Source organism: Thioalkalivibrio sp. ALE22 (assembly GCF_000381445.1).
Lineage (GTDB): Bacteria > Pseudomonadota > Gammaproteobacteria > Ectothiorhodospirales > Ectothiorhodospiraceae > Thioalkalivibrio.
In genome coordinates this window covers 49,155-74,394 of record NZ_KB906512.1, presented here as the reverse complement: position 1 = coordinate 74,394, position 25,240 = coordinate 49,155, and the positions used below count along the sequence as shown (strand labels likewise).

Here is a 25,240-nt window from a genome sequence, read left to right as displayed (position 1 = left end):
TCCGCGCTGAAGGCGCTGGAAGGTGACGAGAGCGAAGTGGGCGCCCCGGCGATCTACAAGCTGGTGGAGGCGATGGACAGCTGGATTCCGGAGCCCGAGCGTGCCGTGGACGGCGCGTTCCTGATGCCGGTGGAAGATGTCTTCTCGATCTCCGGTCGTGGCACCGTGGTGACCGGTCGCGTCGAGCGCGGCGTGGTGAAGGTCGGCGAAGAAATCGAGATCGTCGGTATTCGCGACACCCAGAAGACCACCGTCACCGGTGTCGAGATGTTCCGCAAGCTGCTGGACCAGGGCGAGGCGGGCGACAACGTCGGTATCCTGCTGCGTGGCACCAAGCGTGACGACGTGCAGCGTGGTCAGGTGCTGTGCAAGCCGGGTTCGATCACCCCGCACACCCATTTCGAGGCCGAGGTGTACATCCTGGGCAAGGACGAGGGCGGTCGTCATACGCCGTTCTTCAATGGGTACCGCCCGCAGTTCTACTTCCGTACGACCGACGTGACGGGTTCGGTGGAACTGCCGGAAGGCACCGAGATGGTGATGCCGGGCGACAACGTCAAGATGACGGTGTCCCTGATCAACCCGATCGCGATGGAAGACGGGCTGCGCTTTGCGATCCGCGAAGGTGGCCGCACCGTCGGCGCCGGCGTCGTCTCCAAGATTATTGAGTGAACGAGATGGCTAACCAGCGCATTCGAATTCGTCTGAAGGCCTTTGATCATCGACTGATCGACCGCTCCGCGGCCGAGATTGTCGAGACCGCGAAGCGGACCGGCGCCCGGGTCAAGGGACCGATTCCGCTGCCGACCAAGCGCGAGGCGTACACGGTCCTGGTCTCCCCGCACGTCAACAAGGACGCGCGTGACCAGTACGAGCTGCGTACGCACAAGCGCCTGATGGATATCCTCGATCCGACCGACAAGACCGTGGATGCCCTGATGAAGCTGGATCTGGCCGCGGGCGTCAATGTTCAGATCAGGCTTAACTAACGTTAAATTTTCTGCCATACTATTGGGCTTTCCGTGGCCCGGCGGAATTTTCGCCGGGCCACGGCTTTAGGGCGCTTGATAGCGCCGTCTGATACGGAAGGGGTTTTGTAATGGCTCTTGGACTCATCGGTCGCAAGCTCGGCATGTCGCGCGTCTTTACGGACGACGGCGTCTCCGTGCCGGTCACGGTGCTGCAGGTGGACAACAATCGCGTGGTCCAGATCAAGCGCACTGAAGGCGACGGCTACAACGCGGTCCAGGTGACGGCGGGCTCGCGCAAGCCGTCTCGGGTAAGCAAGCCGGAGGCCGGTCACTTTGCTGCGGCGTCGGTGGAACCGGGTCGTGGTCTGTGGGAATTCCGCGTGGACGAGGCCGATCTGGAAGGCCTGGCCGCCGGTGATGCGATCACCGTTGACCGGTTCGAGGAAGGTCAGATCGTCGACGTGACCGCGCAGAGCAAGGGCAAGGGCTTCCAGGGTGCGGTGAAGCGTCACAACTTCCGCACCCAGGACGCGACCCATGGCAACTCGCTGGCGCACCGTGCCCCGGGTTCCATTGGGCAGAACCAGAGCCCCGGCCGCGTGTTCAAGGGCAAGAAGATGGCCGGCCACATGGGCGCGGAGCGCAAGACCATCCAGAACCTCAAGGTGGTGCGTGTCGACGCCGATCGCAGTCTGGTCCTGGTTCAGGGTGCCGTGCCGGGCGCGCCGAGTTCCGACGTGATGATTCGTCCGGCCGTGAAGGCGAAGGGTTAAGACAATGCAAGTAACGACTGCCGATACCGGGGCCAGCGTCGAGCTGTCCGCCGTCTGCTTCGAGCGGGAATTCAACGAATCCCTGGTGCATCAGAGCGTGGTCGCGCAGCTCGCCGGAGCCCGCAGCGGCACCCGTGCGCAGAAGACACGCGCCCAGGTGAGCGGCGGCGGCATCAAGCCGTTCCGCCAGAAGGGCACCGGCCGTGCGCGTGCCGGCACCATCCGCAGCCCGCTGTGGACCGGGGGCGGCAAGGTATTCGCGGCGCGCACCCAGGATTTCTCGCAGAAGCTCAACAAGAAGATGTATCGCGCCGCGATGGCGTCGATCCTCTCCGAGCTGCTGCGCCAGGATCGCCTGAAGGTGGTGGCGGGCTTTGCCGTTGAATCCGGCAAGACCCGCGACGGCGTCGCGAAGCTGAAGGAACTGGGCCTGGAGAAGGGTCTGGTGGTCCTGGCCGAAGAGGACGCGATGACCGCCCGCGCCCTCGGCAACGTGCCGCACGTGGACGTGATCGACGTCAACGGCGTCAATCCTGCCAACCTGGTCGGGGCCGAGACGGTCGTGATCACGGAAGGCGCCATCCGCAAGCTCGAGGAGTGGCTGGCATGAATTCGCGTCTGATGCAGATTATTCAGGGTCCGGTGGTGTCCGAGAAATCGACCAACGCCGGGGAAGTCGGGCAGTACGTGTTTCGCGTGCTGCCGGATGCCGACAAGGCCGAGATCAAGGCCGCGATCGAGAAGCTGTTCGAGGTTCGTGTCCAGCAGGTCCGCACGCTGAACCAGCAGGGCAAGAACAAGCGCTTCGGTCGCCAGTTCGGTCGTCGTAACCACTGGAAGAAGGCCTATGTCGCGCTCGCCGAGGGCGAGAGCATCGACATGGGTGAAGGAGAACAGGTCTAGTCATGGCGATTATCAAGACCAATCCGACGTCGGCCGGACGCCGTCACGCGGTTCAGATCCGCGGTGACGGTCTGCACAAGGGCGCCCCGCATGCGGCGCTGGTGGAGAAGCAGACGCGCACGGGCGGCCGAAACAATTCCGGGCGCATCACCACGCGTCACGTGGGTGGTGGGCACAAGCAGCGCTATCGCATCGTCGACTTCAAGCGGAACAAGGACAACGTGCCGGGCAAGGTTGAACGGCTCGAATATGACCCGAACCGTAGCGCTCATCTCGCACTGGTGCTGTACGCGGACGGCGAACGCCGGTACATTATCGCGCCTCGCGGCCTGAAGCAGGGTGACGCGGTGCACAGCGGCTCGCAGGCGCCGATTCGTGTCGGTAACGCCATGCCGTTGCGCTCGATCCCGGTCGGCACGGTGATTCACTGCATCGAGATGAAGCCGGGCAAGGGCGCCCAGATCGCCCGTTCCGCCGGTGCCTCGGCCCAGGTCGTGGCCCGCGAAGGCGCCCACGCCACCATCCGGCTGCGCTCCGGCGAGATGCGGCGCATCCCGTCCGAATGCCGCGCCACGGTGGGCGAGGTCGGGCATACGGAGCACAGCCTGAAGAAGTTCGGGAAGGCCGGTGCCAAGCGCTGGACGGGCGTGCGCCCGACCGTGCGCGGCACCGCGATGAACCCGGTCGACCATCCGCATGGTGGTGGTGAAGGGCGCAACTTCGGGCGTCACCCGGTGACCCCGTGGGGCCGTCCGACCAAGGGTTACAAGACCCGCAACAACAAACGTACCGACGGCATGATCGTGCGTCGGCGCAAGAAGTAACGGAGTGCCAGCATGCCGCGTTCACTGAAAAAAGGCCCGTTCGTCGACCACCACCTGCGCAAGAAGGTGGAAGAGGCGCGCGAGAAGAACGATCGCCGGCCGATCAAGACCTGGTCGCGTCGCTCGATGATTATCCCGCAGATGGTGGGTCTCACCCTCGCGGTTCACAACGGGCGTCAGCATGTTCCGGTGCTGGTCAACGAAAACATGGTCGGCCACAAGCTGGGCGAGTTTGCGTTGACGCGGACCTTCAAGGGTCACATCGCCAACAAGAAGTCGCGCTGAGGACGAACGATGGAGACGATTGCAAAACTGCGCTACGCGCGCATCTCGCCGCAGAAGACGCGGCTGGTCGCCGACCAGGTTCGTGGTATGCGCGTGGAAGAGGCCCTGAACGAGCTGACCTTCAGCCCGAAGAAGCCGGCCGCCATCGTGAAAAAGGTGCTGGAATCCGCGATCGCCAATGCGGAGAACAACGACGGCGCCGACATCGACGAGCTGCGCATCTCGCGCATCCAGGTCGACGAGGGCCCCGTGCTCAAGCGCATGCAGGCGCGTGCCAAGGGCCGCGGCAACCGCATCATGAAGCGCACCAGTCACATCGTGATTGGCGTTAGCGAGAAGGGAGCGAACTAACCATGGGTCAGAAAGTACATCCAACCGGCATCCGGCTGGGCATTTCTCGCCCGTGGTCGGCGACCTGGTACGCCGACGGTCGTGAATTTGGCGAGACGCTGAACAACGACATCAAGCTGCGCGAATTCCTGCAGAAGAAACTCGCGCACGCGTCGGTGAGCCGCATTACTATCGAGCGTCCGGCCAAGGCCGCGCACATCACGATCCATACGGCGCGTCCGGGGATCGTGATCGGCAAGAAGGGCGAGGACATCGAGAAGCTGCGTCGTGAAGTCGCGGCGGAGACGGGCCTGGACCAGGGCAACGTCAAGATCAATATCGAGGAAGTGCGCAAGCCCGAGATCGAGGCCCAGCTGGTGGCGGAAGGGATTGCCCAGCAGCTCGAGCGCCGCATCATGTTCCGCCGTGCGATGAAGCGCGCCGTCGGCAATGCCATGCGCCTGGGTGCCCAGGGGATCAAAGTGCACGTCTCCGGCCGTCTGAACGGCGCCGAGATCGCGCGTTCCGAGTGGTACCGGGAAGGGCGTGTGCCGCTGCACACCCTGCGTGCCGATATCGACTACGGCTTCGCCGAGGCCCGTACGACCTACGGGATCATCGGTGTGAAGGTGTGGATCTTCAAGGGCGAAGTCTTCGGTCTCGAGCCGGTCGAAGGGACGCGCGCTGCGGCCAACGCGAGCTAGGACATAGACCATGTTGCAGCCAAAAAGAACCAAATTCCGCAAGCAGTTCAAGGGCCGGAACCGGGGCATGGCCTCGACCGGTGCCAAGGTCAGCTTCGGCGAGTACGGCCTGCAGGCCGTTGAACGCGGTCGCATTACCGCGCGCCAGATCGAGGCCGCGCGGCGTGCGATGGTGCGTCACATCAAGCGTGGCGGGAAGATCTGGATCCGGGTGTTCCCGGACGTGCCGGTGACCAAGAAGCCGCTTGAAGTGCGTATGGGCAAGGGCAAGGGTGGCGTGGAGTACTGGGTCTGCAAGATCCAGCCCGGCCGCGTGCTCTACGAGATGGAAGGCGTTCACGAGGACGTGGCCCGCGAGGCCATGCGCCTGGCCGCCGCCAAGCTCCCGGTCAAGACGGTCTTCACCCGTCGGCAGGTGATGTAATGAAAGCAGAAGAACTCAGAAAGAAGTCGGATGACGATCTGAACCAGGAGCTGGAAGCGCTCTACAAGGAGCAGTTCGGCCTCCGTATGCAGAAGGCGATCGGACAGCTCGCGCGCCCGGATCGCGTCGGCAAGGTGCGGCGCGAGATCGCGCAGATCAAGACGCTGATGAATGAACGCAGAAGGGCAGGCTAAGAAGATGACCGAAGAAGGTTCCAAGACTCAGCGTTCCGTCGTGGGGCGGGTGATCAGCGACAAGATGGACAAGACCCGGACGGTCCTGGTCGAGCGTCGCGTGCGTCATCCGCTGTACGGCAAGTTCATCCGCCGCAGCACGAAACTGCACGTCCACGACGAGGAGAACGTTTCCCGCATGGGCGATCGGGTTCGTATCCGTGAATGCCGGCCGGTTTCCAAGCAGAAGCGCTTTGCCCTGATCGAAGTGGTCGGGCAGGACGCGCTCTGAATCGGCTGCCAGGAGATAAGTCATGATTCAAATGCAGACCGTGCTCGAGGCCGCCGATAACAGCGGCGCCCGACGCATCCAGTGCATCAAGGTGCTGGGCGGCTCGCACCGCCGGTACGCCCGTGTGGGCGATGTCATCAAGGTGAGCGTCAAGGACGCGATCCCGCGTGGCAAGGTCAAGAAGGGCGATGTGTACGACGCCGTCGTGGTGCGTACCGCCTCCGGCGTGCGGCGCCCGGATGGTTCGATCATCCGCTTCGACCGCAACGCCGCGGTCCTGCTGAACAACCAGCACCAGCCGATCGGCACCCGTATCTTCGGGCCGGTGACGCGTGAACTGCGAGGGGAGAAGTACATGAAGATTATCTCCCTCGCCCCGGAAGTGCTGTGAGGACGTGATGAACAAGATTCGCAAGGGCGACGATGTCGTCGTGATCGCGGGCAAGGACAAGGGTCGCCGCGGGACCATCATCAAGGTCCTGGACGGCAAGGTCCTGGTCCAGAACATCAACATGGTGAAGAAGCATCAGAAGCCGAACCCGCAGCAGGGTGTCGGTGGCGGGATCATCGAGAAGGAAATGCCGATCGATGTCTCGAACGTGATGCTCTTCAACCCGGCAACCGACAAGGGTGATCGCGTGTCGTTCAAGACCCTGGAAGACGGCCGCAAGGTGCGGGTCTTTCGCTCGAACGGCGAGGTCGTGGACGCATAACGCGGGACGGACGGTTTATGGAACGCTTGAGAGAAGAATACGAATCCAACGTGAAGCAGGCCCTGCGCGAGCAGTTCGGCTATGCCAACGTGATGGAGATTCCGCGCATCACCAAAGTGACCCTCAATATGGGTCTCGGCGATGCGGTCGCGGACAAGAAGGTGATCGAACACGCGGTCGGTGATATGACTGCGATCGCCGGGCAGAAGCCGGTGGTCACCAAGGCACGCAAGTCGATTGCGGGCTTCAAGATCCGTGATGATTATCCCATCGGCTGCAAGGTGACCCTGCGGCGCCGGCAGATGTACGAATTCCTGGATCGCCTGATCAATGTGGCGCTGCCCCGGGTACGCGACTTCCGCGGTTTTTCCGCGAAGGCGTTCGACGGCCGCGGCAACTACAGCCTGGGCATCAAGGAACAGATCATCTTTCCGGAGATTGACTACGACCGTGTCGACAAGCTGCGCGGCATGGACATCACCATCACAACCAGCGCAAAGACGGACGCGGAAGCCAAGGCCCTTCTGGAGGCCTTCCGATTCCCGTTCCGGCAGTAAACGAGGTAGGCGCACATGGCGAAGGTATCGATGGTCGAGCGCGAGAAAAAGCGCGAACGACTGGTAAAGAAGTACGCGGCCAAGCGGGCCGAACTCAAGGCAATCCTGGTGGACGACACCAAGTCCTCCGAGGAACGTCTGGCGGCCATGCATGCGCTGCAGAAACTGCCGCGTGATTCGTCGCGCGTGCGTCAGAAGAACCGCTGTGGCGTGACCGGCCGGCCGAAGGGCTATTACCGCCGGTTTGGCCTGGGGCGCAACAAGCTGCGGGAATACGCCATGAAGGGCGAGATTCCGGGCCTGCGCAAGGCGAGCTGGTAAGGAGATTTGAAGCGATGATGACCGATCCGATTTCCGACATGCTCACCCGCGTGCGCAATGCGCAGCGCGCGAACAAGGAGCAGGTCGCCATTCCCTACAGCAAGGCCAAGGAGCGCATCCTGAAGGTCTTCGCGGAAGAGGGTTTCGTGGGCGACATGCAGGTCGAGGGCGAAGCCGCACAGAAGAAGCTTGTGGTGAAGCTGAAGTATTTCGAGGGACGGCCGGTCATCGAGACCGTCGAACGGATTTCCCGCCCGGGTCTGCGGATCTATCGCGGCAAGGACGAACTGCCGCGGATCAACGCGGGCCTTGGTGTCGCGGTGATCTCCACGCCGCAGGGTGTCATGAGTGACCGCGCAGCCCGGGCCGCTGGCCAGGGTGGCGAGGTCCTCTGCAAGATCTACTGAGGAATCAGCCATGTCGCGCATTGCAAATCTGCCGATCCAGCTGCCGAGCGGTGTGTCCGTGGAGCAGACGGACAGCGAGATCAAGATCAAGGGCCCGAAGGGCGAGCTTCAGCTCACCTGCCCCGAGGCGGTGACGGTTACCGTCGAGGACGGCGTGGTGCGTGTGAAGGCCGCCGAGAATGCGAAAAACGTCGCGCTCGCCGGTACCATCCGTGCGCTGCTCGGGAATCATGTCCACGGTGTCAGCCAGGGGTTCGAACGGGCCCTGGAGCTGGTGGGTGTCGGCTACCGCGCGCAGATGCAGGGCGCGAAGCTGAACCTGACCCTCGGGTATTCGCATCCGATCGACTTCGAGATCCCCGAGGGTGTGACGGTGGAAACGCCGACCCCGACCGAGGTCGTGGTCAAGGGGACCGATCGCCAGAAGGTGGGCCAGGTGGCCGCGAATATTCGCGCCTTCCGCCCGCCGGAGCCCTACAAGGGCAAGGGCGTGAAGTACAAAGACGAGCGCATTGTGCGCAAAGAAGCCAAGAAGAAGTAGGTAGGCACCAGTGGACAAGAAAGAGGCCAGACTTAAGAGGGCGCGTCGCGCACGGTTCAAGATCCGTGAGCTGGGGGTGCATCGTCTCTGTATCCACCGGACGCCCCGCCACATGTACGCGCAGATCATTGCCCCGTCCGGCGACGCGGTACTCGCCGCGGCGTCAACGGTGGAGAAGGATCTGAAGAATGCCGGCGGTTCGACCGGGAACGCCGAGGCGGCGGCCCGTGTGGGGCAGGCGATTGCCGAGCGCGCTCGCAAGGCCGGTATTGAACAGGTCGCGTTTGACCGCGCGGGTTTCCGTTATCACGGACGGGTGAAGGCTCTGGCCGACGCCGCACGTGAAAACGGCCTGCAGTTCTAGTCAAACGGGATCGAGCGGAGAGAGATATGGCACGTAACGATGTAAGCGAAGCGCAAGACGGCCTGCAGGAAAAGCTGATTGGCGTGAACCGCGTGGCCAAGGTGGTCAAGGGCGGTCGCCAGTTCCGGTTTGCCGCACTGACGGTGGTGGGCGACGGAGAAGGTCGCGTGGGCTATGGCTATGCCAAGGCGCGCGAGGTTCCGGCCGCGATCCAGAAGGCAATGCAGCAGGCGCGGATGGAGATGCGCAACGTGGCCCTGCACGAAGGGACCCTGCACTACGCGGTCAATGGCCGCCACGGTGCCGCGAACGTCTACATGCAGCCCGCCTCGGAAGGTACCGGGATCATCGCCGGCGGGGCCATGCGTGCCGTGCTGGAAGTGGCCGGGGTGCGTAACGTGCTTGCCAAGTGCGTGGGATCGCGCAATCCGATTAACGTCGTGCAGGCCACGATCGACGGGCTCACCACGGTGAGCTCGCCGGAGCGTGTGGCGGCCAAGCGCGGCAAGACCGTTGACGAAGTGACGAGCTAAGCCATGAGCAAGCTGAAACTGACCCTGGTACGCAGCACCGCCGGCCGCATCGCATCGCACAAGGCGTGCGTCCGCGGCTTGGGGCTGCGCAAGACCCACAGCACCTCGACGGTCGAGGCCACCCCGGAAAATCTGGGCATGGTCAAGAAGGTGTCGTACCTGCTGAAGGTAGAGGAAGTCTAACGATGCGACTGAATGAGATTGCAAGCCCCGACGGCGCCCGCAAGCCGGGCAAGCGCGTCGGTCGTGGCATTGGTTCCGGTCTGGGCAAGACTGGCGGCCGTGGCCACAAGGGCCAGAAGTCCCGCTCCGGCGGCTTCACCAAGGTCGGCTTCGAAGGCGGCCAGATGCCGTTGCAGCGGCGCCTGCCGAAGGTGGGCTTCCGCTCCCGCAAGCAGCAGTACGCGGCCGAAGTGCGCCTGAGCGAGCTGGCCAAGGTGGACGGCGACGTGACCCTGGAAAGCCTCAAGGCCGCCGGTGTCGTGCGCAGCGACGCCCAGAGCGCGAAGATCTTCGCCTCCGGTGAAGTCTTCCGTGCCTGCGCCGTGAAGGGCGTGGGTGTGACCAAGGGTGCGCGGGCCGCGATCGAAGCGGCCGGCGGGAGCGTCGAGGCCTAAATAATGGCGCGTGGAGCGACAGCACGTTCCGGTGGCGGACTCACCGGTTTTACCGAGTTACGCCAACGCTTGCTGTTCGTGCTGGGCGCCCTGGTGGTGTACCGGATCGGTACGTTCATCCCGGTGCCGGGCATCAACCCGGTCGCGGTGTCGCAGTTCTTCGAGCAACAAAGCGGCACCATTCTGGACATGTTCAACATGTTCTCGGGCGGGGCGCTGGAAAGGCTGTCGATCTTTGCCCTCGGGGTGATGCCGTATATCTCCGCCGCGATCATCATGCAGCTGCTGGCGGCCACGGTGCCGGCCTTGCAGCAGCTGAAGAAGGAAGGCGAGCAGGGGCGGCGCAAGATCACGCAGTACACGCGCTACGGGACCGTGGCGCTGGCGCTGTTTCAGAGTATCGGGATCGGGATTGCTCTGAATGGACAGACCATTCAGGGCATGCCGATGGCGCTGAACCCGGGGCCGATCTTTATCTTTACGGTGGTCGTCTCGCTGGTGACCGGTACCCTGTTCCTGATGTGGCTGGGCGAGCAGATTACCGAGCGCGGCATCGGCAACGGGATCTCGATCATCATCTTCGCCGGCATTGTCGCGGGGCTGCCGGGCGCCATTGGTGGCACCCTCGAGCTGGCGCGGACCGGCGAACTGGCGGCGGCGTTCGTGGTGATCCTGATCGTGCTGGCGCTGGCGGTGACGGCGTTCGTCGTGTTCGTCGAACGCGGTCAGCGACGCGTCACGATCAACTATGCGAAGCGTCAGGTGGGGCGGAAGATGGTTGGCGGGCAGTCCTCGCACCTGCCGCTGAAGTTGAACATGGCCGGGGTGATTCCGCCGATCTTCGCGTCCAGTATCATCCTGTTTCCGTCGACGCTGGGGCAGTGGTTCGGGCAGGCGGAAGGGATGGACTGGCTGCGCGAGATCTCGACGACGCTCGCTCCGGGGCAGCCGCTGTATGTGATGTTCTATGCGGCCGCAATTATTTTCTTCTGCTTCTTCTACACCGCGCTGGTGTTCAACTCCCGGGATACCGCGGAGAACCTGAAGAAGCAGGGCGCCTTCATTCCGGGGATTCGTCCCGGGGTGCAGACGGAACGGTTTATTGACGGGGTCATGACACGGCTGACGGCGGTGGGCGCGGTCTATATCACTGCGGTCTGCCTGCTGCCCGAGTTCCTGATCCTGTACTGGAACGTGCCGTTCTACTTCGGTGGGACGTCGCTTCTGATCATCGTGATCGTGGTGATGGATTTCATGGCGCAGCTGCAGTCGCACCTGGTGTCCCACCAGTACGAAGGGTTGATGAAGAAAGCGAATCTGAAGGGTTTCGGCGGGACCGGGATCCGCTAGACCAGGAGAAAAACCATGAAGGTACGTGCATCTGTAAAGCCGATCTGCCGAAACTGCAAGGTGATTCGGCGTAACGGTGTGGTGCGGGTGATCTGTTCGGATGCCCGCCACAAGCAACGCCAGGGCTAACGCTTGGCGTAACGGATATTCATTGCTACTATAGCCGGCTTTGCCGGATTTAGATGGAGAGGTTGGATGGCTCGCGTCGCTGGAATCAATATTCCTGACCAGAAGCACACGGTAATCGCGCTGACCGCGATCTATGGCATTGGCCCCACCCGGGCCGGCCTGATCTGCGATGCCGCGGGTGTGCGTCGGGACATCAAGGTGCGGGATCTGACCGATGCCGAAGTCGATGCCCTGCGCGCGCAGATCGACAAGATCCCCGTGGAAGGGGATCTGCGCCGGGAAGTCAGCATGAACATCAAGCGGCTCATGGACCTGGGCTGCTACCGGGGCGTGCGTCACCGCCGCGGCCTCCCGTTGCGGGGTCAGCAGACGCAGACGAATGCACGCACCCGCAAGGGCCCGCGTCGCCCGATTCGCAAGTAATCAGACTGGGATCTCAGGTACATGGCACAAGCGCAGACTCGGACCAAGAAGAAGGTCCGCAAGAATATCGCCGAGGGCGTGGCTCACGTATATGCCACGTTCAACAACACGATCATCACGATCACGGACCGGCAGGGCAACACGATCAGCTGGGCCACCTCGGGTGGCTCTGGTTTCCGTGGTTCCCGCAAATCCACGCCGTTCGCGGCGCAGATTGCGGCCGAGCGAGCCGGGACGACTGCGGCCGAGCACGGCGTGAAGAATCTCGACGTGATGGTGCGGGGCCCGGGTCCGGGTCGCGAATCGGCGGTACGTGCGCTGAACAATGCCGGGTTCAAGATCACGAATATCAGTGATGTGACCCCGATCCCTCACAACGGCTGCCGGCCGCCCAAGAAACGCCGCGTTTAAGGCTGGAGTTCGAGAATGGCTCGTTACATTGGACCGAAGTGCAAGCTCAGCCGCCGCGAAGGCGTGGATCTGGGCCTGAAGAGCGGCGCCCGCGCGCTGGAAACCAAGTGCAAGCTGGACAAGCCGCCGGGTCAGCACGGTGAACGCCGTACCCGCCTGTCCGACTATGCCGTGCAGCTGCGCGAGAAGCAGAAGCTGCGCCGGATCTACGGCGTGCTGGAGAAGCAGTTCCGCAACTATTACAAGAAGGCCGCCCAGCGCAAGGGCTCGACCGGCGAGAACCTGCTGAAGCTGCTGGAAGGTCGTCTGGACAACGTCGTGTACCGCATGGGCTTCGGCGCCACCCGCTCGGAAGCGCGGCAGCTGGTGGCGCATCGCGCGATCATGGTGAATGGCCAGGTGGTGAACATCGCCGCCTATCAGGTTCAGCCGTCGGATGTGGTCACGGTCCGCGAGAAGGCCCGCAAGCAGGTCCGCATCCAGGATGCGATGACCCTGGCCGAGCAGACCGGTTTCCCGAGCTGGGTCGAAGTCGACACCAGCAAGTTCGAAGGGACCTTCAAGGCGATCCCGGACCGTTCGGATCTGCCCGCGGACATCAACGAGTCGCTCGTCGTCGAGCTGTACTCGAAGTAATCGTTTTTCGGCCTGGCGCCAGGAGTCACAATGCAGTCGAACGAACTGGTCAAGAAACAGCAGATCGAGGTCGAGGCCGAGAACCGGAATCAGGCCAAGGTCGCGCTCGAGCCGCTGGAACGCGGTTTCGGGCATACCCTGGGCAATGCCCTGCGGCGTGTGCTGCTGTCGTCCATCCCCGGTGCCGCGATCGTCGAGGCCCGGATCGAGGGCGTGCTGCACGAATACACCACGATCGAAGGGGTGCAGGAGGACGTCGTTGACATCCTGCTGAACCTCAAGGGCGTGGCGCTGCGCATGCACAGCCGTGACGAATCCACCCTGACCCTGAAGAAGAAGGGTCCGTGCGTGGTGACGGCGGGTGACATCCAGGTGGACCATGACGTGGAGGTCGTGAATCCTGAACACGTGATCGCGACCATCACCAAGAACGTCGACCTGGACGTGACGCTGACCGCGCGGGCCGGCCGTGGCTATGAGCCCGTGAGCGCCCGACGCCAGTCCGAGGCGGGCGACGATACGGGCATCGGCCGACTGCTGCTGGATGCCAGCTTCAGCCCGATCCGCCGCGTGTCCTACCGCGTCGAGAGCGCGCGTCTGGCGCAGCGTACCGACATGGACCGCCTGGTGCTGGAACTGGAGACCAACGGTGCGATCGCGCCGGATGACGCGGTGCGTCAGGCAGCGACGATCCTGCAGGGCCAGCTGGCCCCGTTCGTCGACCTCCAGGAAGAGGCCGGCGAGGTGGTCGGGACCGCCGGTGGTGCGATCGACCCGGTCCTGCTGCGTCCGGTGGACGAACTGGAGCTCACGGTGCGTTCGGCGAACTGCCTGAAGGCGGAGAACCTGTACTACATCGGGGACCTGGTTCAGCGCACCGAGGTCGAGCTGCTGCGCGCGCCGAACCTCGGCAAGAAGTCGCTCACCGAGATCAAGGACACGCTGGCGACCCATGGGCTGTCGCTGGGCATGCGTCTCGAGAACTGGCCGCCGCCGGGTCTGCGCGACGACAACGAGTAATCACGGCGCCCTGCGCCCATCGTTTTTCTAGAGGAAGCCTCTCATGCGTCATCGTCATTCCGGCCGTCAGCTGGGCCGTAACAGCTCGCACCGCAAGGCCACGTTTCAGGCCCTGTCCGTGGCCCTGTTCCGGCACGAACTGATCAAGACCACGCTGCCCAAGGCGAAGGAACTGCGCCGGGTCGCCGAGCCGCTGATCACCATGGCCAAGGAAGACAGCGTGCATGGCCGTCGCACGGCCTTTGCGCGTCTGCGCGACAAGGAGATCGTGGGCAAGCTGTTCAGTGAGCTGGGTCCGCGCTATCAGCAGCGCCCGGGTGGGTATCTGCGTATCCTCAAGTGTGGCAATCGTCCGGGTGACAACGCCCCGATGGCCTACGTGGAGCTGGTGGATCGCCCCGAGGGCGATTCCGGGGACGGCGAAGCCGCCTGAGATTTCGCAGTGCAATGAACCGCACCCTCCCGGGGGTGGCGGTCCCGAGAAAGCCGGCCTCGTGCCGGCTTTCTTGCGTCTGGGGCGGGGTGTTTGCGAGCCGGTCGCGGGATGCGCGGCTTCAGTTGGAGACGGCCCGAGGGCGGGCGGCCGGGGCCAGCAGCGGCGCGAGGAACTGGCCGGTGTGGCTGTTGGGGGTGGCGGCGACGGTCTCCGGCGTGCCGGCGACCAGCAGCTCGCCGCCGCCGCTGCCGCCTTCGGGCCCGATGTCGATCAGCCAGTCGGCGGTCTTGATCACGTCGAGGTTGTGCTCGATCACGACGATGGTGTTGCCGTGGTCGCGCAGGCGGTGGAGCACGCGCAGGAGCTGGGCGATGTCTTCGAAATGGAGCCCGGTGGTGGGTTCGTCGAGGATATAGAGGGTGCGTCCGGTGTCGCGCTTGGAGAGCTCGCGCGCCAGCTTGATGCGCTGGGCCTCGCCGCCGGAGAGGGTGGTCGCGTTCTGGCCGAGCTGGATGTAGGACAGCCCGACCTCCATCAGCATCTCCAGCTTGCGGTGGATGACCGGCACGGGCTGGAAGAAGTCGAGGGCCTCTTCCACAGTCATCTCGAGGACCTCGTGGATGTTCTTGCCCTTGTAGCGCACCTCCAGCGTCTCGCGGTTGTAGCGGTGGCCCTTGCAGACGTCACAGGGCACGAAGACATCCGGGAGGAAGTGCATCTCGACCTTGATCACGCCATCCCCCTGGCAGGCCTCGCAGCGCCCGCCACGGACGTTGAAGGAGAAGCGCCCCGGCTTGTAACCACGCGAACGGGCCTCGGCGGTGGCGGCGAACAGCTCGCGGATGGGGGTGAACAGTCCGGTGTAGGTCGCCGGGTTCGAGCGCGGTGTGCGCCCGATCGGGCTCTGGTCGATGTCGACGACCTTGTCGATGCGTTCCAGGCCGTCGATGCGCTCGTGGGCCTCGATGTGGTGGCGGCCCCCATGCAGGGCGGTCGCGACGGCCGGATAAAGGGTGTTGTTGACCAGGGTCGACTTGCCGGATCCGGACACGCCGGTGACGCAGGTGAACAGGCCCGTAGGGAAGGCGAAATCGCCGCCCTTGAGATTGTTGCCGCGCGCGCCGATCACCCGGATTTCGGCTTCCGGATCGGCAGCGTGGCGCTGTTCCGGGACCGCGATAGATCGTGTGCCCCGCAGGTAGGCACCGGTGAGTGATTCAGGATGCGCGGCGACGGCCTCGGGGGTCCCGGAGGCGACGATTCGGCCCCCGTGGCGGCCGGCGCCCGGTCCGATGTCCACTACGTGATCGGCCTGTCGGATGGCGTCTTCGTCATGCTCGACGACAATCACAGTGTTGCCGAGGTCGCGCAGGTGGCTGAGGGTGTTGAGCAGCCGCGCATTGTCGCGCTGGTGCAGGCCGATGGAGGGTTCGTCGAGGATGTACATGACGCCGACCAGGGCCGAGCCGATCTGCGACGCCAGCCGGATGCGCTGGGCTTCCCCGCCGGACAGGGTGTCGGCGGAGCGGTCCAGCGTCAGGTAGTCGAGCCCGACATCGTTGAGGAAGCCGAGGCGCGCGGAGATCTCGCGCACGATCTTCTCCGCGATCTGGGCGAAACGCCCGGGCAGGCGCAGGTCGCTGAAGAAGGTCTGGGCATTGGCCACGCTCATGTGCGTGACCTCCGGCAAGGTCAAGTCATTGACGAACACATGGCGCGCGGCGGAATTCAGGCGCGTGCCGTGGCAGTCGGGGCAGGGCTGCTCCGCCAGGTAGCGGCCCAGCTCCTCGCGCACGGCAGAGGAGTCGGTCTCGCGGTAGCGCCGTTCGAGGTTCGGGATCACGCCCTCGAACACGCGTTCGTCGGTGCGCAGGCGGCCGTTGGCGGCGGGCGTGGCGAGCTTGACCTTCTCCTTGCCGGAGCCGTGCAGGACCACCGCGCGCACCTCCGCGGGCAGCTCCTGCCACGGGGTCTCTACGTCGAAGCCGTAGTGCCGGGCCAGGCTGGTCAGCAGGCTGAAGTACCAGGCGTTGCGTCGGTCCCAGCCGCGCACGGCCCCGCCGGCCAGGCTCAGCTCCGGCTGCGAGACCACGCGCTCGGGATCGAAGAACTGGTGTACGCCCAGGCCGTCGCAGGTGGGGCAGGCCCCGGCCGGGTTGTTGAACGAGAACAGGCGCGGCTCCAGCTCGCGCAGCGCATATCCGCAGACCGGGCAGGCGAAGCGGGCGGAGAAGATCATCGGTTCGCGTTCCGGCTCGTCCATCCAGGCGATCAGGGCCAGGCCGTCGGCGAGCTCGGTGGCCGTCTCGAAGGACTCGGCCAGACGCTGGCGCAGGTCCTCGCGCACGCGGAAGCGGTCGATCACGATCTCGATGTTGTGCTTGCGCTTCGGGTCCAGCGCCGGCAGGGCATCGAGGTCGTGAATCTCGCCATTGATGCGCGCGCGCAGGTACCCCTGGGAACGCATCGCCTCCAGCATCTTGTGATGCTCGCCCTTGCGTCCGCGCACCACGGGCGCGAGCAGCATCACCTTGTCGCCCTCCGGCAGCTCCAGCACCTGGTCCACCATCTGCGAGATGGTCTGCGCGGCCAGGGTCTCGCCATGTTCCGGGCAGCGCGGTTCGCCGGCGCGGGCGAACAGCAGGCGCAGGTAGTCGTAGATCTCGGTAATGGTGCCGACGGTGGAGCGCGGGTTGTGCGAGGTGCTCTTCTGTTCGATGGAGATCGCCGGCGACAGGCCCTCGATCTGGTCGACGTCGGGTTTCTCCATCATCGACAGGAACTGCCGGGCATAGGTGGACAGGCTCTCCACGTAGCGGCGCTGGCCCTCGGCAAACAGGGTGTCGAAGGCCAGCGACGACTTGCCCGAGCCGGAGACGCCGGTGATCACGATCAGCCGCTCGCGCGGCAGGTCGAGGTCCACGTTTTTCAGGTTATGGGTGCGGGCGCCGCGAATGCTGATGCTGTCCATGGGGCTGGGTCGACTCCACCGGGTTGCGTCGCGCGGTGTGCCCGGCGATCCGGGGTACCGCAAACCGGCCATCTTAACACCCGGGCGTGCGGCGCCATGGTTTCCGCGCCGGGGTTGCCGGTAAACTCCGCTGCCATGAACACCCCTCCGTCCATGCGCCGGTTCCGGACGCCATGAGCCCGCGGGAGTTGCGCGCCACCACCGGGCTCGCGGCGATCTATGGCGTGCGCATGGCGGGCCTGTTCATGGTCCTGCCCGTCTTCATGCTGCATGCCGACCGTATCCCCGGCGCGACCCCGCTGTTGATGGGGCTGGCGCTGGGGATCTACGGCCTCACCCAGGCGATTCTGCAGATCCCGTTCGGGCTGCTGTCCGACCGCGTGGGGCGCAAGCCGCTGATCCTGGTCGGCCTGCTGCTGTTCGTTGCCGGCAGCCTGGTGGCCGCGCTGGCGGAGACCATCCACGGCATCATCCTCGGGCGTGCCCTGCAGGGGGCCGGCGCGGTGGCCGCGGTGATCCTGGCCCTGACGGCGGACCTGGTCGGCGAGGAGCGTCGGATGCGGGCGCTGGCTGCCATCGGCTTGACCATCGGTCTGACCTTTACCGCCGCGATGGCCCTGGGCCCCTTGGTGGACCGTGCGGCGGGGCTGGAGGGGGTCTTCGGCCTCTCTGCGCTGCTCGGGTTGGTCGCGATCGTGATCCTGTTCCTGTGGGTGCCGAGCCCGGATCGGGTGCGCAGGCATCCGGACATGGTGCCGGTGTGGTCCGCGTTGCCGCGGGTCCTGCGCGCCCCCGACCTGCTGCGCCTGAATCTCGGCATCTTTGTGCTGCACCTGGTGCTGGCCGCGAACTTCCTGGTGATCCCGGTCCTGCTGCTGGAGACCCTGGCGCTGCCCGGGGCGAGTCACTGGAAGTTCTATGTGCCGGTCCTGCTGGCGGGGTTCGTGCTGATGCTGCCGGGGATCATCTTCGGCGAGCGGCGGCGGCGCGTGCACGCCGTGCTGCGCGCGGCGATCCTCCTGCTGGCCGGGGTGCAGGTCCTGCTGGCCCTGCTGGTGCTGGACGGTGGCGGCCTGTGGACGCTGGGCGCCTTGATGATCCTGTTCTTCGCCGCGTTCAATCTGCTGGAGGCCGGATTGCCGTCCCTGGTGGCACGCGTGGCGCCGGTGGCCCACAAGGGCACCGCGATGGGCGGCTTCGCCACCGCGCAGTTCCTCGGGATCTTCGCCGGCGGGGTGCTGGGGGGCGCCTTGCTGACGGTCGCCGGGCCGGTCGGCGTGTTCCTCGCCGGGGTGCCTTTGCTGCTGCTGTGGTGGTGGGGGGCGCGCGGGATGCAGCCGCGCTACCGCTCCAACCGCGTGCTGGCGCTGCCCGCCCACTGGTCCGGTCGCGAGGCCGAGCTGCTGCGCCTGATCGCGCACTGGCCGAGGGTGCACGAGGCCGAGCTGTCGCCGGACGCCGGGTCCCTCTACCTGAAGGTGGAGCCCGGCGGTCCGGATACCCCCGAGCTGGCGGCCTGGCTGGCGCGCCCGCCCTCCCGGTAGCGCCGGCAGGACGTGCCGGCTCCGCGTCGTGGACCGGTGCACTGTCGCGGCGGGGGTGGGCTGCTACACTATCGGGTCTGTCTCTCCATGCCCGACTGAAGGAGGCCCCATGGCCCGCGGCGTCAACAAAGTCATCCTGCTCGGCAACCTCGGGGCCGACCCGGAAAAGCGCGAGACCCCCAACGGGGTTACCGTCACCAACCTGCGTCTGGCAACGTCGGAACAGTGGACCGACAAGAATTCCGGCGAGAAGCGCGAGAACACCGAATGGCACCGGGTGGTGATGTTCGGGCGCCTGGCGGATATCGCCGCGCAGTATCTGTCCAAGGGCTCGCAGGTCTATATCGAAGGCAAGATCCAGACGCGCAAGTGGCAGGACCAGTCCGGCAACGACCGCTACAGCACCGAGGTGGTCGCCAACGACATGCAGCTGATCGGCGGTCGCGGGGGCGGCGGCGGTGGCGGGTTCGATCAGGACCCGGGCTATGGCGGCGGCAATGCCTATGGCGGTGGCGGCCAGCAGGGTGGCAACCGCAGCAGCGCCCCGGTCTCCGGTGGCTTTGATGACGACGACGTCCCCTTCTAGAACGCACGGCGATCCCTGACCGGCCCAACCAGCGAAGTACCGAGAGCATGATCCGCAAGGTCTATATTCAGACGCACGGCTGCCAGATGAACGAGTACGACTCCGATCGCATGCTCGACGCGCTGCGCGAGCTGCACGGGGCCGAGCGTACCGACGATCCGGAGCAGGCCGATGTCCTGTTGATGAACACCTGCTCCATCCGCGAGAAGGCGCAGGAGAAGGTCTTCTCGCTGCTGGGGCGCTGGCGCCAGATCAAGGAGCGCCGGCCGGAGGTAATCATCGGCGTGGGGGGCTGTGTCGCCAGCCAGGAGGGTGATGCCCTGCGCGAACGCGCTCCGTACGTGGACCTGGTGTTCGGCCCGCAGACCCTGCACCGGCTGCCGGCCATGATCCAGTCGGTGCGCCGCGAGCGCGCGCCGGTGGTGGATATCTCCTTCCCCGAGATCGAGAAGTTCGACCGCTTGCCGGAGCCGAAGGCCGATGGCCCGACCGCGTTCGTCTCGGTGATGGAGGGCTGTTCCAAGTACTGCAGCTTCTGCGTGGTGCCCTATACCCGCGGTGACGAGATCAGCCGGCCGTTCGACGACGTGATCGCCGAGGTGGTCGCGCTGGCCGCGCAGGGGGTCCGGGAGATCAACCTGCTGGGACAAAACGTGAATGCCTATCAGGGGCCGATGGAGGACGGTGATACCGCCGACCTCGCGCTGCTGATTCACTACGTCGCCGCGGTGGACGGGATCGAACGCATCCGCTTCACCACCTCGCACCCGGTGGAGTTCTCCGATTCGCTGATCCAGGCCTTTGCCGACGAGCCCAAGCTGGTCAGTCACCTGCACCTGCCGGTACAGAGCGGCTCCGACCGCATCCTGGCGCAGATGAAACGCGGCCACACGATTCTGGAATACAAGTCCAAGATCCGCCGCCTGCGCGAGGCGCGCCCGGACCTGGACCTGTCCTCCGACTTCATCGTCGGCTTCCCCGGCGAGACGGATGCCGACCACGCGGCGACTATGAAGCTGATCGAGGAGCTGCACTTCGACTTCTCCTTCAGCTTCATCTACAGCGCCCGTCCGGGCACACCGGCGGCCTCGCTGCCGGACGACGTGCCGCTGGCCACCAAGAAGGCCCGTCTGGCCGAGCTGCAGGCCCTGATCGAGCAGCACGGGCGCGAACGCAACCAGGCCATGGTCGGCAACATCGAGCCCGTGCTGGTCGAGGGCCCGGCCAAGCGCAATCCCGGCGAACTGGCCGGACGCACGGCGAACAACCGCATCGTGAACTTCGCCGGCGACCCCGGCCTGATCGGGCAGATGATCCCGGTCGAGATCACCGATGCCCTGGCGCATTCCCTGCGCGGCCGAACCGTGGAGCGGGCCATGTCTGCGGCCGTCGGCGCCTGACCGGAATGGCCAATCGTCTGGATTTCACCCTGGAACCCGGTGACCAGGAGACGCTCGCGCGGATCTCCGGGCCGCTGGATGCCCATCTGCGCCTGATCGAGTCGCGCCTGGGCGTGGCCGTGCACAACCGCGGCCCGCGCTTCAATCTGACCGGTCCGAAGACCGCGGTGCAGGCGGCCGGGGCGCTGATCCACGACCTCCATCGCATGGCGCAGGAGGAGCCGGTCAGCCTGGAGCAGGTGCATACGGCGCTGCAGACGGCGCATGTCGAAGGCCTGGCCGAGCCCGATGGCAATGCGGGCGATCCGTCGCTGCGTCTCAAGCGCGCGGTGATCCGCGGGCGCGGCCCGCGTCAGGCGAAGTACCTGGCGGCGATCGCGCAGCACGACCTCAGTTTCGGCATCGGGCCGGCCGGTACCGGCAAGACCTTCCTCGCGGTCGCCGCCGCCGTCGCGGCGCTGGAACAGGACCGCGTGCAGCGCCTGGTGCTGGTGCGCCCGGCGGTGGAGGCCGGCGAGCGTCTGGGTTTCCTGCCCGGCGACCTGGCGCAGAAGATCGACCCCTACCTGCGCCCGATGTACGACGCGCTGTACGAACTGATGGGCTTCGACCAGACCGCGCGCCTGATGGAGCGTCAGGTGATCGAGGTGGCCCCGCTGGCCTACATGCGCGGGCGCACCCTGAATGAGGCCTTCATCATCCTCGACGAGGCGCAGAACACCACGGTTGAGCAGATGAAGATGTTCCTGACCCGCATCGGCTTTGGTTCCACGGCGGTCGTCAACGGCGACATCACCCAGGTCGACCTGCCGCGCGGCCAGCGCTCCGGGCTCAAGCACGCGATGCAGATCCTGAACGACGTGGAGGGCGTACATATCACCCGCTTCCAGGCGGGTGACGTGGTGCGCCATCCGCTGGTGCAGCGCATTGTGGAGGCCTACGACGCCCACGACAGCGCCTCCGGCAAACCGGATGCGGCGCCCGAGTCCGGTGCCGGCGCCGCTGTGGACGGGCAGGACGCCGATGGGGCTTGAGGTTGCGGTGCAGTACGCCGTGCCGCGCGCCGGCCTGCCGGCTGCCACCACCCTGCACCGCGCGGCCCGCGCGGCCTGGCACGGCGCCGGCGAGGCCGCGGTGACGCTGCGCCTGGTGGATGTCGACGAGGGGCGCACCCTGAACCATGCCTTCCGCGGCCGAGACTACGCGACCAATGTACTGTCCTTCCCCGCACCGGAGCTGCCACCCGGTCTGCCGCCCGAGGCGAACGCCTATCTCGGCGACGTCATCCTGTGCGCGCCGGTGCTGGCGCGCGAGGCGGTGGAGCAGGGCAAGCCCCTGGCCGCCCACTACCACCACATGGTGGTGCACGGGATGCTGCACCTGCAGGGGATGGATCACCAGACGCCGGACGAGGCCGCGCGGATGGAGGCCGTTGAGCGCTCCATCCTGGCCGGGTTAGGCTATCCCGACCCCTACGCCGAGCATCCGGTCCGTGCCCTGACGCCGCACCCAGCCGGAAACGCCCCCGATGCCTGAACCCGAACCCGACGAGCAACCGATCTGGCGGCGCTGGCTGGCCCGCGTCGCCGAGACCCTGCGTCCGCGCCGCGAGCCGGCCACCCGCCGCGAGCTGATCGAGACCCTGCGGGGCGCCCACGCCCGCGAACTGGTCGACCCCGAGGCCCTGACCATGTTGGAGGGCGTGCTCAACGTCGCCGACATGCAGGTGCGCGACATCATGATCCCGCGCGCGCAGATGGAAGTGGTCCGCCGGGATGCGGGGCTCTCCGAGTTTCTCCCCGACGTGGTGGCCTCCGCGCACTCGCGGCTGCCGGTAGTCGGGGATCACCGTGACGAGGTCGTTGGCGTCCTGCTGGCCAAGGACCTGCTGCGCTTCTTCGGCGAGCCCGACGATGCTGCCTTCGACATGCAGGAGATCCTGCGCCCGGCGGTGTTCGTGCCGGAGAGCAAGCGTCTGAACGTGCTGCTGAAGGAGTTCCGCCTGAGCCGCAACCACATGGCGATCGTGGTGGACGAGTACGGTGGCGTGGCCGGACTGGTGACCATCGAGGACGTGCTGGAGCAGATCGTCGGCGAGATCGAGGACGAGCACGATGTCGAGGACTACCTGACCCAGATCATGCAGCACCCCGGCGGGCGCTACACCATCAAGGCGCTGACGCCGATGGAGGAGTTCAACGCCTACTTCCAGACCGCCTACAGCGAGGCCGACTTCGACACCATCGGAGGCCTGGTGCTGTCGCACTTCGGGCATGTGCCGCGGCGTGGCGAACAGATCGTGGTGGATGGCATGCAGTTTCGCGTATTGCGGGCCGACAACCGGCGTCTGCATCTGCTGGAGATGCGCCTGCCGGAGCCGGATGGCCGCGTGACCACCGGCGAGGGGGCGCAGCCATTCGATGGCCCGGCCCCGGAGCCGGGCGACCACCGCGCCCCCTGACGGTCATGCCGATCCGTGTCGCGGACTTGCCGCCCTGGGCCGCGGGGCTGGTGGCCCTGCTGGCCGGGGCGGGGGCGACCCTGGCCTTTGCCCCGGTGGGCTGGTTCCTGGCGGCCCCACTGGCCCTGGCCGCCTGGTTTGCCCTGCTGCCCGGGGTGACCCCGCGTCGGGCCGCGGGGATTGGCTATGCCTTTGGTCTCGGGTTTTTCGGCGTCGGGGTGACCTGGATCTTCAACAGCCTGCTGGTGTTCGGCCAGGCCCCGCTGGTCGTGGCCTCGCTGATTACCGTGCTGTTCGTGCTGGCCATGGCGGTCTATCCGGCGCTGCTGGCCGCGCTGGCGGCGCGCTTTTTGCCGCTGGGGCGTCCGGCCGGGATGCTGGCGCTGGCCGGTGGCCTGGTGCTGATGGAGCTGGCGCGCTCCTGGCTGTTCTCCGGCTTTCCCTGGCTCCTGTTTGGGCACACCGTGCTGGATACACCGCTGCAGCCTTGGTTGCCGCTGGCCGGCGAGCTGGGGGCAGGGTTGGTCGTGGCGCTGCTGGCGGTGGCCGTGGTCAGCGTGTTCCGGGCCGGGCAGCGCGGGGCGGGCGCGGGGCTGGTCGGGGTTCTGGTGCTGGCTTCGCTCGTGCCGGGGCTCGCACGCTGGGTAGAGCCGGGCGGCGAGGCGCTCTCGGTGGCCATGGTGCAGGGCAATATCGATCAGGCACGCAAGTGGGATGCCGACGGCATCGAGTATTCGCTGGGGGTCTACCAGGAACTGACCCGCGAGGCAGGGGACGTGGATCTGGTGGTCTGGCCGGAGACCGCGATCCCGGCGTTCTATGTGGAAGTGCAGCGCCCGCTGGGGCAGCTCGCGCAGTCGCTGGCGGAGCACGATGCCGAGCTGCTGGTTGGGGTGTTCGACCATGCTTCGGCCGGCCGTCACGTCTACAACTCGGTGATCAACGTGACCACCGGCGCGGGGTACAACAAGCGCCAGCTGGTCCCGTTCGGCGAATATATCCCGCTGCGCGGCCAGCTCGACTGGCTGGACCGGCTGCTGGCGATCCCGATGTCCGACCTGTCCCCGGGGACCGGTGACGGGCGCATGCGGGTGGCCGGCCAGACGGCCGGGGTCAGCATCTGTTACGAGTCTGCGTATTCGCGCCACATCCGGGCCGCGCTGCCGGAGGCGGGATTCCTGGTCAATGTCTCCAACGACGCCTGGTTCGGCGACAGCCTGGCGCCGGCCCAGCATCTGCAGATCGCCCGGGTGCGGGCGGTGGAGACCGGACGCCCGATGATCCGCGCGACCAATACCGGGATCTCGGCCCTGATCGATGCCGATGGCCGCATCCTGGAGCGTTCGGGCTCGTTTACCCGCGAGGTAGTCACCGGCACCCTGCAGCCGCGCCAGGGCGTGACGCCGGCGACCGCCACCGGGGCGGGGCCGGCCGTGCTTGCCGCGCTGGTGCTGGTGGTTGCCGGTGCCGCCGTCGGGCGCCGGCGCGGCGCCCGCGGGGCCGACTGAACCTGTCCCCGGAGGGGTTACTCCGCCTCGGTGCCTCCGGGGCCGCGGCGGAAGGTGGTGTTGTGGCAGTTGGAGCACGGGGGGATGCGGCCGACCCGGGTCATGTGCAGCGGATGGCCGCACTTCTTGCACAGCAGCTCGCCCGGGCCGGTGATCTCGCCGGTGTGCCACTCGCCCATCACCTGGGCGCGCGCGGTCAGTTCGGTGATCTCGATCCGGGTGCGGTCGGCGATCCGCTCCAGGGCGTTCTTGATGCCGGCCTCGATCAGGCCCAGATCGATCTGCAGCCAGCCGCGCCAGTCAGAGCTGCGACTGTCCAGGTAGGCGCCGAGGTCCTGCAGGTCGCGGCGCAGGTAGTCCATCACCTCGTGGGCCTCTTCGCGGGTCAGGTCGCTGGCCTTCTGCACACGGTCGCGGGCGTTCTCCAGGGCCTCGGTGATGGCCTTGCTGGTCTTGTCTTCCAGTTTCTCGAGGTCCTCGGTGACCTCGTTCAGCATGCGGTGATAGGCATCGCTCAGGCGCGATTCGCGCTCCTGATCCTTCTGTTCTTCGCTCATCGGCCTCTCCTTTGCGAGCGTAGATGGTGGCGTGTCCCTAACGTTAGCACGAGCGCGGTGGTCCCCGGAGCCCGCG

Annotated in this window: 38 protein-coding genes; 36 read left to right on the top strand and 2 right to left on the bottom strand. The window is 66.0% G+C overall.

Annotated features, from left to right (window positions below):
* The 29 genes from F793_RS0112260 to rplQ form a co-directional block, all read left to right on the top strand.
* On the top strand, window positions 1–672 hold a 672-nt coding region (locus tag F793_RS0112260), incomplete at its 5' end, for an EF-Tu/IF-2/RF-3 family GTPase (RefSeq protein WP_018881309.1).
* A 5-nt stretch (window positions 673–677) separates the two neighbouring features.
* Window positions 678–989: a 30S ribosomal protein S10 gene (rpsJ, locus tag F793_RS0112255; protein WP_018865670.1), complete on the top strand. Its 312-nt coding sequence runs from the start codon at window positions 678–680 to the stop codon at window positions 987–989.
* A gap of 110 nt (window positions 990–1,099) precedes the next feature.
* Window positions 1,100–1,744 carry a 50S ribosomal protein L3 gene (rplC, locus tag F793_RS0112250; protein WP_018878096.1) on the top strand — a complete coding sequence of 215 codons (645 nt, stop codon included), beginning with the start codon at window positions 1,100–1,102 and terminating at the stop codon, window positions 1,742–1,744.
* A gap of 4 nt (window positions 1,745–1,748) precedes the next feature.
* A complete protein-coding gene (rplD, locus tag F793_RS0112245) occupies window positions 1,749–2,354 on the top strand; it encodes a 50S ribosomal protein L4 (protein WP_018865672.1) in 606 nt (201 codons plus the stop codon).
* Window positions 2,351–2,647, top strand: a complete 297-nt coding sequence (gene rplW, locus F793_RS0112240) for a 50S ribosomal protein L23 (protein WP_017941073.1) — start codon at window positions 2,351–2,353, stop codon at window positions 2,645–2,647. The genes rplD and rplW overlap by 4 nt, the downstream gene beginning before the upstream one ends.
* 2 nt (window positions 2,648–2,649) lie before the next feature.
* Window positions 2,650–3,471: a 50S ribosomal protein L2 gene (rplB, locus tag F793_RS0112235; protein ID WP_018865673.1), complete on the top strand. Its 822-nt coding sequence runs from the start codon at window positions 2,650–2,652 to the stop codon at window positions 3,469–3,471.
* A 12-nt stretch (window positions 3,472–3,483) separates the two neighbouring features.
* Window positions 3,484–3,756 carry a 30S ribosomal protein S19 gene (rpsS, locus tag F793_RS0112230; protein ID WP_018139876.1) on the top strand — a complete coding sequence of 91 codons (273 nt, stop codon included), beginning with the start codon at window positions 3,484–3,486 and terminating at the stop codon, window positions 3,754–3,756.
* A 9-nt stretch (window positions 3,757–3,765) separates the two neighbouring features.
* On the top strand, window positions 3,766–4,107 hold the full coding sequence (gene rplV, locus F793_RS0112225) for a 50S ribosomal protein L22 (RefSeq protein ID WP_018865674.1): 342 nt from the start codon (window positions 3,766–3,768) through the stop codon (window positions 4,105–4,107).
* Window positions 4,108–4,109: 2 nt separating this feature from the next.
* Window positions 4,110–4,790 (top strand): 30S ribosomal protein S3, encoded by a 681-nt coding sequence (gene rpsC, locus F793_RS0112220; RefSeq protein WP_018865675.1) that lies wholly within the window; start codon window positions 4,110–4,112, stop codon window positions 4,788–4,790.
* 10 nt (window positions 4,791–4,800) lie between these two features.
* Window positions 4,801–5,214 carry a 50S ribosomal protein L16 gene (gene rplP / locus F793_RS0112215; RefSeq protein WP_017941078.1) on the top strand — a complete coding sequence of 138 codons (414 nt, stop codon included), beginning with the start codon at window positions 4,801–4,803 and terminating at the stop codon, window positions 5,212–5,214.
* Complete coding sequence (rpmC, locus tag F793_RS0112210) at window positions 5,214–5,408, top strand: 50S ribosomal protein L29 (RefSeq protein WP_018865676.1); 195 nt, start codon at window positions 5,214–5,216, stop codon at window positions 5,406–5,408. The genes rplP and rpmC overlap by 1 nt, the downstream gene beginning before the upstream one ends.
* A 4-nt stretch (window positions 5,409–5,412) precedes the next feature.
* On the top strand, window positions 5,413–5,679 hold the full coding sequence (gene rpsQ / locus F793_RS0112205) for a 30S ribosomal protein S17 (RefSeq protein WP_018865677.1): 267 nt from the start codon (window positions 5,413–5,415) through the stop codon (window positions 5,677–5,679).
* Window positions 5,680–5,701: 22 nt separating this feature from the next.
* Window positions 5,702–6,070: a 50S ribosomal protein L14 gene (rplN, locus tag F793_RS0112200; RefSeq protein WP_017941081.1), complete on the top strand. Its 369-nt coding sequence runs from the start codon at window positions 5,702–5,704 to the stop codon at window positions 6,068–6,070.
* Between the two features lie 7 nt (window positions 6,071–6,077).
* Window positions 6,078–6,392 (top strand): 50S ribosomal protein L24, encoded by a 315-nt coding sequence (gene rplX / locus F793_RS0112195; protein ID WP_018865678.1) that lies wholly within the window; start codon window positions 6,078–6,080, stop codon window positions 6,390–6,392.
* Between the two features lie 17 nt (window positions 6,393–6,409).
* On the top strand, window positions 6,410–6,949 hold the full coding sequence (gene rplE / locus F793_RS0112190; protein ID WP_018865679.1) for a 50S ribosomal protein L5: 540 nt from the start codon (window positions 6,410–6,412) through the stop codon (window positions 6,947–6,949).
* 15 nt (window positions 6,950–6,964) lie between these two features.
* Window positions 6,965–7,270 carry a 30S ribosomal protein S14 gene (gene rpsN, locus F793_RS0112185; protein ID WP_018865680.1) on the top strand — a complete coding sequence of 102 codons (306 nt, stop codon included), beginning with the start codon at window positions 6,965–6,967 and terminating at the stop codon, window positions 7,268–7,270.
* Between the two features lie 14 nt (window positions 7,271–7,284).
* On the top strand, window positions 7,285–7,677 hold the full coding sequence (gene rpsH, locus F793_RS0112180; protein WP_017941085.1) for a 30S ribosomal protein S8: 393 nt from the start codon (window positions 7,285–7,287) through the stop codon (window positions 7,675–7,677).
* Window positions 7,678–7,687: 10 nt separating this feature from the next.
* Complete coding sequence (gene rplF / locus F793_RS0112175; RefSeq protein ID WP_018865681.1) at window positions 7,688–8,218, top strand: 50S ribosomal protein L6; 531 nt, start codon at window positions 7,688–7,690, stop codon at window positions 8,216–8,218.
* A gap of 10 nt (window positions 8,219–8,228) precedes the next feature.
* The gene (rplR, locus tag F793_RS0112170; RefSeq protein ID WP_017941087.1) at window positions 8,229–8,582 is read left to right on the top strand and encodes a 50S ribosomal protein L18; all 354 of its coding nucleotides are present in this window, start codon (window positions 8,229–8,231) and stop codon (window positions 8,580–8,582) included.
* A 26-nt stretch (window positions 8,583–8,608) separates the two neighbouring features.
* Window positions 8,609–9,115, top strand: coding sequence for a 30S ribosomal protein S5 (gene rpsE / locus F793_RS0112165; protein ID WP_018865682.1), 507 nt, complete (start codon window positions 8,609–8,611; stop codon window positions 9,113–9,115).
* Window positions 9,116–9,118: 3 nt separating this feature from the next.
* Window positions 9,119–9,298: a 50S ribosomal protein L30 gene (gene rpmD / locus F793_RS0112160; protein ID WP_017941089.1), complete on the top strand. Its 180-nt coding sequence runs from the start codon at window positions 9,119–9,121 to the stop codon at window positions 9,296–9,298.
* A gap of 2 nt (window positions 9,299–9,300) precedes the next feature.
* Window positions 9,301–9,732, top strand: coding sequence for a 50S ribosomal protein L15 (rplO, locus tag F793_RS0112155; RefSeq protein WP_018882755.1), 432 nt, complete (start codon window positions 9,301–9,303; stop codon window positions 9,730–9,732).
* Between the two features lie 3 nt (window positions 9,733–9,735).
* Window positions 9,736–11,082: a preprotein translocase subunit SecY gene (secY, locus tag F793_RS0112150; RefSeq protein ID WP_018146441.1), complete on the top strand. Its 1,347-nt coding sequence runs from the start codon at window positions 9,736–9,738 to the stop codon at window positions 11,080–11,082.
* A gap of 15 nt (window positions 11,083–11,097) precedes the next feature.
* Window positions 11,098–11,211: a 50S ribosomal protein L36 gene (rpmJ, locus tag F793_RS13890; protein ID WP_018881305.1), complete on the top strand. Its 114-nt coding sequence runs from the start codon at window positions 11,098–11,100 to the stop codon at window positions 11,209–11,211.
* 66 nt (window positions 11,212–11,277) lie between these two features.
* The gene (gene rpsM / locus F793_RS0112145; RefSeq protein WP_017941092.1) at window positions 11,278–11,634 is read left to right on the top strand and encodes a 30S ribosomal protein S13; all 357 of its coding nucleotides are present in this window, start codon (window positions 11,278–11,280) and stop codon (window positions 11,632–11,634) included.
* Between the two features lie 21 nt (window positions 11,635–11,655).
* On the top strand, window positions 11,656–12,045 hold the full coding sequence (gene rpsK / locus F793_RS0112140; protein ID WP_017941093.1) for a 30S ribosomal protein S11: 390 nt from the start codon (window positions 11,656–11,658) through the stop codon (window positions 12,043–12,045).
* A gap of 15 nt (window positions 12,046–12,060) precedes the next feature.
* A complete protein-coding gene (rpsD, locus tag F793_RS0112135) occupies window positions 12,061–12,681 on the top strand; it encodes a 30S ribosomal protein S4 (protein WP_018865685.1) in 621 nt (206 codons plus the stop codon).
* Between the two features lie 30 nt (window positions 12,682–12,711).
* Window positions 12,712–13,701, top strand: coding sequence for a DNA-directed RNA polymerase subunit alpha (gene rpoA, locus F793_RS0112130; RefSeq protein ID WP_018865686.1), 990 nt, complete (start codon window positions 12,712–12,714; stop codon window positions 13,699–13,701).
* Between the two features lie 43 nt (window positions 13,702–13,744).
* On the top strand, window positions 13,745–14,134 hold the full coding sequence (gene rplQ, locus F793_RS0112125) for a 50S ribosomal protein L17 (RefSeq protein WP_018865687.1): 390 nt from the start codon (window positions 13,745–13,747) through the stop codon (window positions 14,132–14,134).
* Window positions 14,135–14,255: 121 nt separating this feature from the next.
* Here rplQ and uvrA read toward each other — a convergent pair whose 3' ends face one another.
* Window positions 14,256–17,108, bottom strand: coding sequence for an excinuclease ABC subunit UvrA (gene uvrA, locus F793_RS0112120; RefSeq protein WP_018881304.1), 2,853 nt, complete (start codon window positions 17,106–17,108; stop codon window positions 14,256–14,258).
* A gap of 173 nt (window positions 17,109–17,281) precedes the next feature.
* Between uvrA and F793_RS0112115 the strand changes: the two genes are divergently transcribed.
* From F793_RS0112115 to lnt, 7 genes are all read left to right on the top strand, one after another.
* Window positions 17,282–18,652 carry an MFS transporter gene (locus F793_RS0112115; RefSeq protein ID WP_018882756.1) on the top strand — a complete coding sequence of 457 codons (1,371 nt, stop codon included), beginning with the start codon at window positions 17,282–17,284 and terminating at the stop codon, window positions 18,650–18,652.
* A gap of 109 nt (window positions 18,653–18,761) precedes the next feature.
* Window positions 18,762–19,238, top strand: a complete 477-nt coding sequence (gene ssb, locus F793_RS0112110) for a single-stranded DNA-binding protein (RefSeq protein ID WP_018865690.1) — start codon at window positions 18,762–18,764, stop codon at window positions 19,236–19,238.
* 47 nt (window positions 19,239–19,285) lie between these two features.
* Complete coding sequence (miaB, locus tag F793_RS0112105; protein ID WP_018865691.1) at window positions 19,286–20,638, top strand: tRNA (N6-isopentenyl adenosine(37)-C2)-methylthiotransferase MiaB; 1,353 nt, start codon at window positions 19,286–19,288, stop codon at window positions 20,636–20,638.
* A 5-nt stretch (window positions 20,639–20,643) separates the two neighbouring features.
* Window positions 20,644–21,672, top strand: a complete 1,029-nt coding sequence (locus tag F793_RS0112100) for a PhoH family protein (protein WP_018865692.1) — start codon at window positions 20,644–20,646, stop codon at window positions 21,670–21,672.
* A complete protein-coding gene (ybeY, locus tag F793_RS0112095) occupies window positions 21,662–22,174 on the top strand; it encodes an rRNA maturation RNase YbeY (RefSeq protein ID WP_018865693.1) in 513 nt (170 codons plus the stop codon). The genes F793_RS0112100 and ybeY overlap by 11 nt, the downstream gene beginning before the upstream one ends.
* Complete coding sequence (locus F793_RS0112090; RefSeq protein WP_018865694.1) at window positions 22,167–23,099, top strand: HlyC/CorC family transporter; 933 nt, start codon at window positions 22,167–22,169, stop codon at window positions 23,097–23,099. The genes ybeY and F793_RS0112090 overlap by 8 nt, the downstream gene beginning before the upstream one ends.
* Before the next feature lie 5 nt (window positions 23,100–23,104).
* On the top strand, window positions 23,105–24,607 hold the full coding sequence (lnt, locus tag F793_RS0112085) for an apolipoprotein N-acyltransferase (RefSeq protein ID WP_018882757.1): 1,503 nt from the start codon (window positions 23,105–23,107) through the stop codon (window positions 24,605–24,607).
* A gap of 17 nt (window positions 24,608–24,624) precedes the next feature.
* Here lnt and F793_RS0112080 read toward each other — a convergent pair whose 3' ends face one another.
* A complete protein-coding gene (locus F793_RS0112080; protein WP_018865696.1) occupies window positions 24,625–25,164 on the bottom strand; it encodes a zinc ribbon-containing protein in 540 nt (179 codons plus the stop codon).
* Window positions 25,165–25,240: the final 76 nt, after the last annotated feature.

Excerpts from the sequence above, each read along its gene's own strand:
- rpsS (WP_018139876.1), top strand. The coding sequence starts at position 3,484 with ATGCCGCGTTCACTGAAAAAAGGCCCGTTCGTCGACCACCACCTGCGC.
- rpoA (WP_018865686.1), top strand. The coding sequence starts at position 12,712 with ATGCAGTCGAACGAACTGGTCAAGAAACAGCAGATCGAGGTCGAGGCC.
- rplN (WP_017941081.1), top strand. The coding sequence starts at position 5,702 with ATGATTCAAATGCAGACCGTGCTCGAGGCCGCCGATAACAGCGGCGCC.
- F793_RS0112090 (WP_018865694.1), top strand. The coding sequence starts at position 22,167 with ATGCCTGAACCCGAACCCGACGAGCAACCGATCTGGCGGCGCTGGCTG.
- rpsN (WP_018865680.1), top strand. The coding sequence starts at position 6,965 with ATGGCGAAGGTATCGATGGTCGAGCGCGAGAAAAAGCGCGAACGACTG.
- rpsE (WP_018865682.1), top strand. The coding sequence starts at position 8,609 with ATGGCACGTAACGATGTAAGCGAAGCGCAAGACGGCCTGCAGGAAAAG.
- secY (WP_018146441.1), top strand. The coding sequence starts at position 9,736 with ATGGCGCGTGGAGCGACAGCACGTTCCGGTGGCGGACTCACCGGTTTT.
- rplB (WP_018865673.1), top strand. The coding sequence starts at position 2,650 with ATGGCGATTATCAAGACCAATCCGACGTCGGCCGGACGCCGTCACGCG.
- rplF (WP_018865681.1), top strand. The coding sequence starts at position 7,688 with ATGTCGCGCATTGCAAATCTGCCGATCCAGCTGCCGAGCGGTGTGTCC.
- rplC (WP_018878096.1), top strand. The coding sequence starts at position 1,100 with ATGGCTCTTGGACTCATCGGTCGCAAGCTCGGCATGTCGCGCGTCTTT.
- rpsC (WP_018865675.1), top strand. The coding sequence starts at position 4,110 with ATGGGTCAGAAAGTACATCCAACCGGCATCCGGCTGGGCATTTCTCGC.
- ssb (WP_018865690.1), top strand. The coding sequence starts at position 18,762 with ATGGCCCGCGGCGTCAACAAAGTCATCCTGCTCGGCAACCTCGGGGCC.
- rplP (WP_017941078.1), top strand. The coding sequence starts at position 4,801 with ATGTTGCAGCCAAAAAGAACCAAATTCCGCAAGCAGTTCAAGGGCCGG.
- rplE (WP_018865679.1), top strand. The coding sequence starts at position 6,410 with ATGGAACGCTTGAGAGAAGAATACGAATCCAACGTGAAGCAGGCCCTG.
- rpmD (WP_017941089.1), top strand. The coding sequence starts at position 9,119 with ATGAGCAAGCTGAAACTGACCCTGGTACGCAGCACCGCCGGCCGCATC.
- ybeY (WP_018865693.1), top strand. The coding sequence starts at position 21,662 with ATGGGGCTTGAGGTTGCGGTGCAGTACGCCGTGCCGCGCGCCGGCCTG.
- rplV (WP_018865674.1), top strand. The coding sequence starts at position 3,766 with ATGGAGACGATTGCAAAACTGCGCTACGCGCGCATCTCGCCGCAGAAG.
- miaB (WP_018865691.1), top strand. The coding sequence starts at position 19,286 with ATGATCCGCAAGGTCTATATTCAGACGCACGGCTGCCAGATGAACGAG.
- rplD (WP_018865672.1), top strand. The coding sequence starts at position 1,749 with ATGCAAGTAACGACTGCCGATACCGGGGCCAGCGTCGAGCTGTCCGCC.
- rpsK (WP_017941093.1), top strand. The coding sequence starts at position 11,656 with ATGGCACAAGCGCAGACTCGGACCAAGAAGAAGGTCCGCAAGAATATC.
- rpsQ (WP_018865677.1), top strand. The coding sequence starts at position 5,413 with ATGACCGAAGAAGGTTCCAAGACTCAGCGTTCCGTCGTGGGGCGGGTG.
- lnt (WP_018882757.1), top strand. The coding sequence starts at position 23,105 with ATGCCGATCCGTGTCGCGGACTTGCCGCCCTGGGCCGCGGGGCTGGTG.
- F793_RS0112115 (WP_018882756.1), top strand. The coding sequence starts at position 17,282 with ATGAGCCCGCGGGAGTTGCGCGCCACCACCGGGCTCGCGGCGATCTAT.
- rplO (WP_018882755.1), top strand. The coding sequence starts at position 9,301 with ATGCGACTGAATGAGATTGCAAGCCCCGACGGCGCCCGCAAGCCGGGC.
- rplX (WP_018865678.1), top strand. The coding sequence starts at position 6,078 with ATGAACAAGATTCGCAAGGGCGACGATGTCGTCGTGATCGCGGGCAAG.
- rpmC (WP_018865676.1), top strand. The coding sequence starts at position 5,214 with ATGAAAGCAGAAGAACTCAGAAAGAAGTCGGATGACGATCTGAACCAG.
- F793_RS0112080 (WP_018865696.1), bottom strand. The coding sequence starts at position 25,164 with ATGAGCGAAGAACAGAAGGATCAGGAGCGCGAATCGCGCCTGAGCGAT.
- rpsM (WP_017941092.1), top strand. The coding sequence starts at position 11,278 with ATGGCTCGCGTCGCTGGAATCAATATTCCTGACCAGAAGCACACGGTA.
- rplQ (WP_018865687.1), top strand. The coding sequence starts at position 13,745 with ATGCGTCATCGTCATTCCGGCCGTCAGCTGGGCCGTAACAGCTCGCAC.
- rpmJ (WP_018881305.1), top strand. The coding sequence starts at position 11,098 with ATGAAGGTACGTGCATCTGTAAAGCCGATCTGCCGAAACTGCAAGGTG.
- rpsJ (WP_018865670.1), top strand. The coding sequence starts at position 678 with ATGGCTAACCAGCGCATTCGAATTCGTCTGAAGGCCTTTGATCATCGA.
- F793_RS0112100 (WP_018865692.1), top strand. The coding sequence starts at position 20,644 with ATGGCCAATCGTCTGGATTTCACCCTGGAACCCGGTGACCAGGAGACG.
- rplW (WP_017941073.1), top strand. The coding sequence starts at position 2,351 with ATGAATTCGCGTCTGATGCAGATTATTCAGGGTCCGGTGGTGTCCGAG.
- rpsH (WP_017941085.1), top strand. The coding sequence starts at position 7,285 with ATGATGACCGATCCGATTTCCGACATGCTCACCCGCGTGCGCAATGCG.
- uvrA (WP_018881304.1), bottom strand. The coding sequence starts at position 17,108 with ATGGACAGCATCAGCATTCGCGGCGCCCGCACCCATAACCTGAAAAAC.
- rpsD (WP_018865685.1), top strand. The coding sequence starts at position 12,061 with ATGGCTCGTTACATTGGACCGAAGTGCAAGCTCAGCCGCCGCGAAGGC.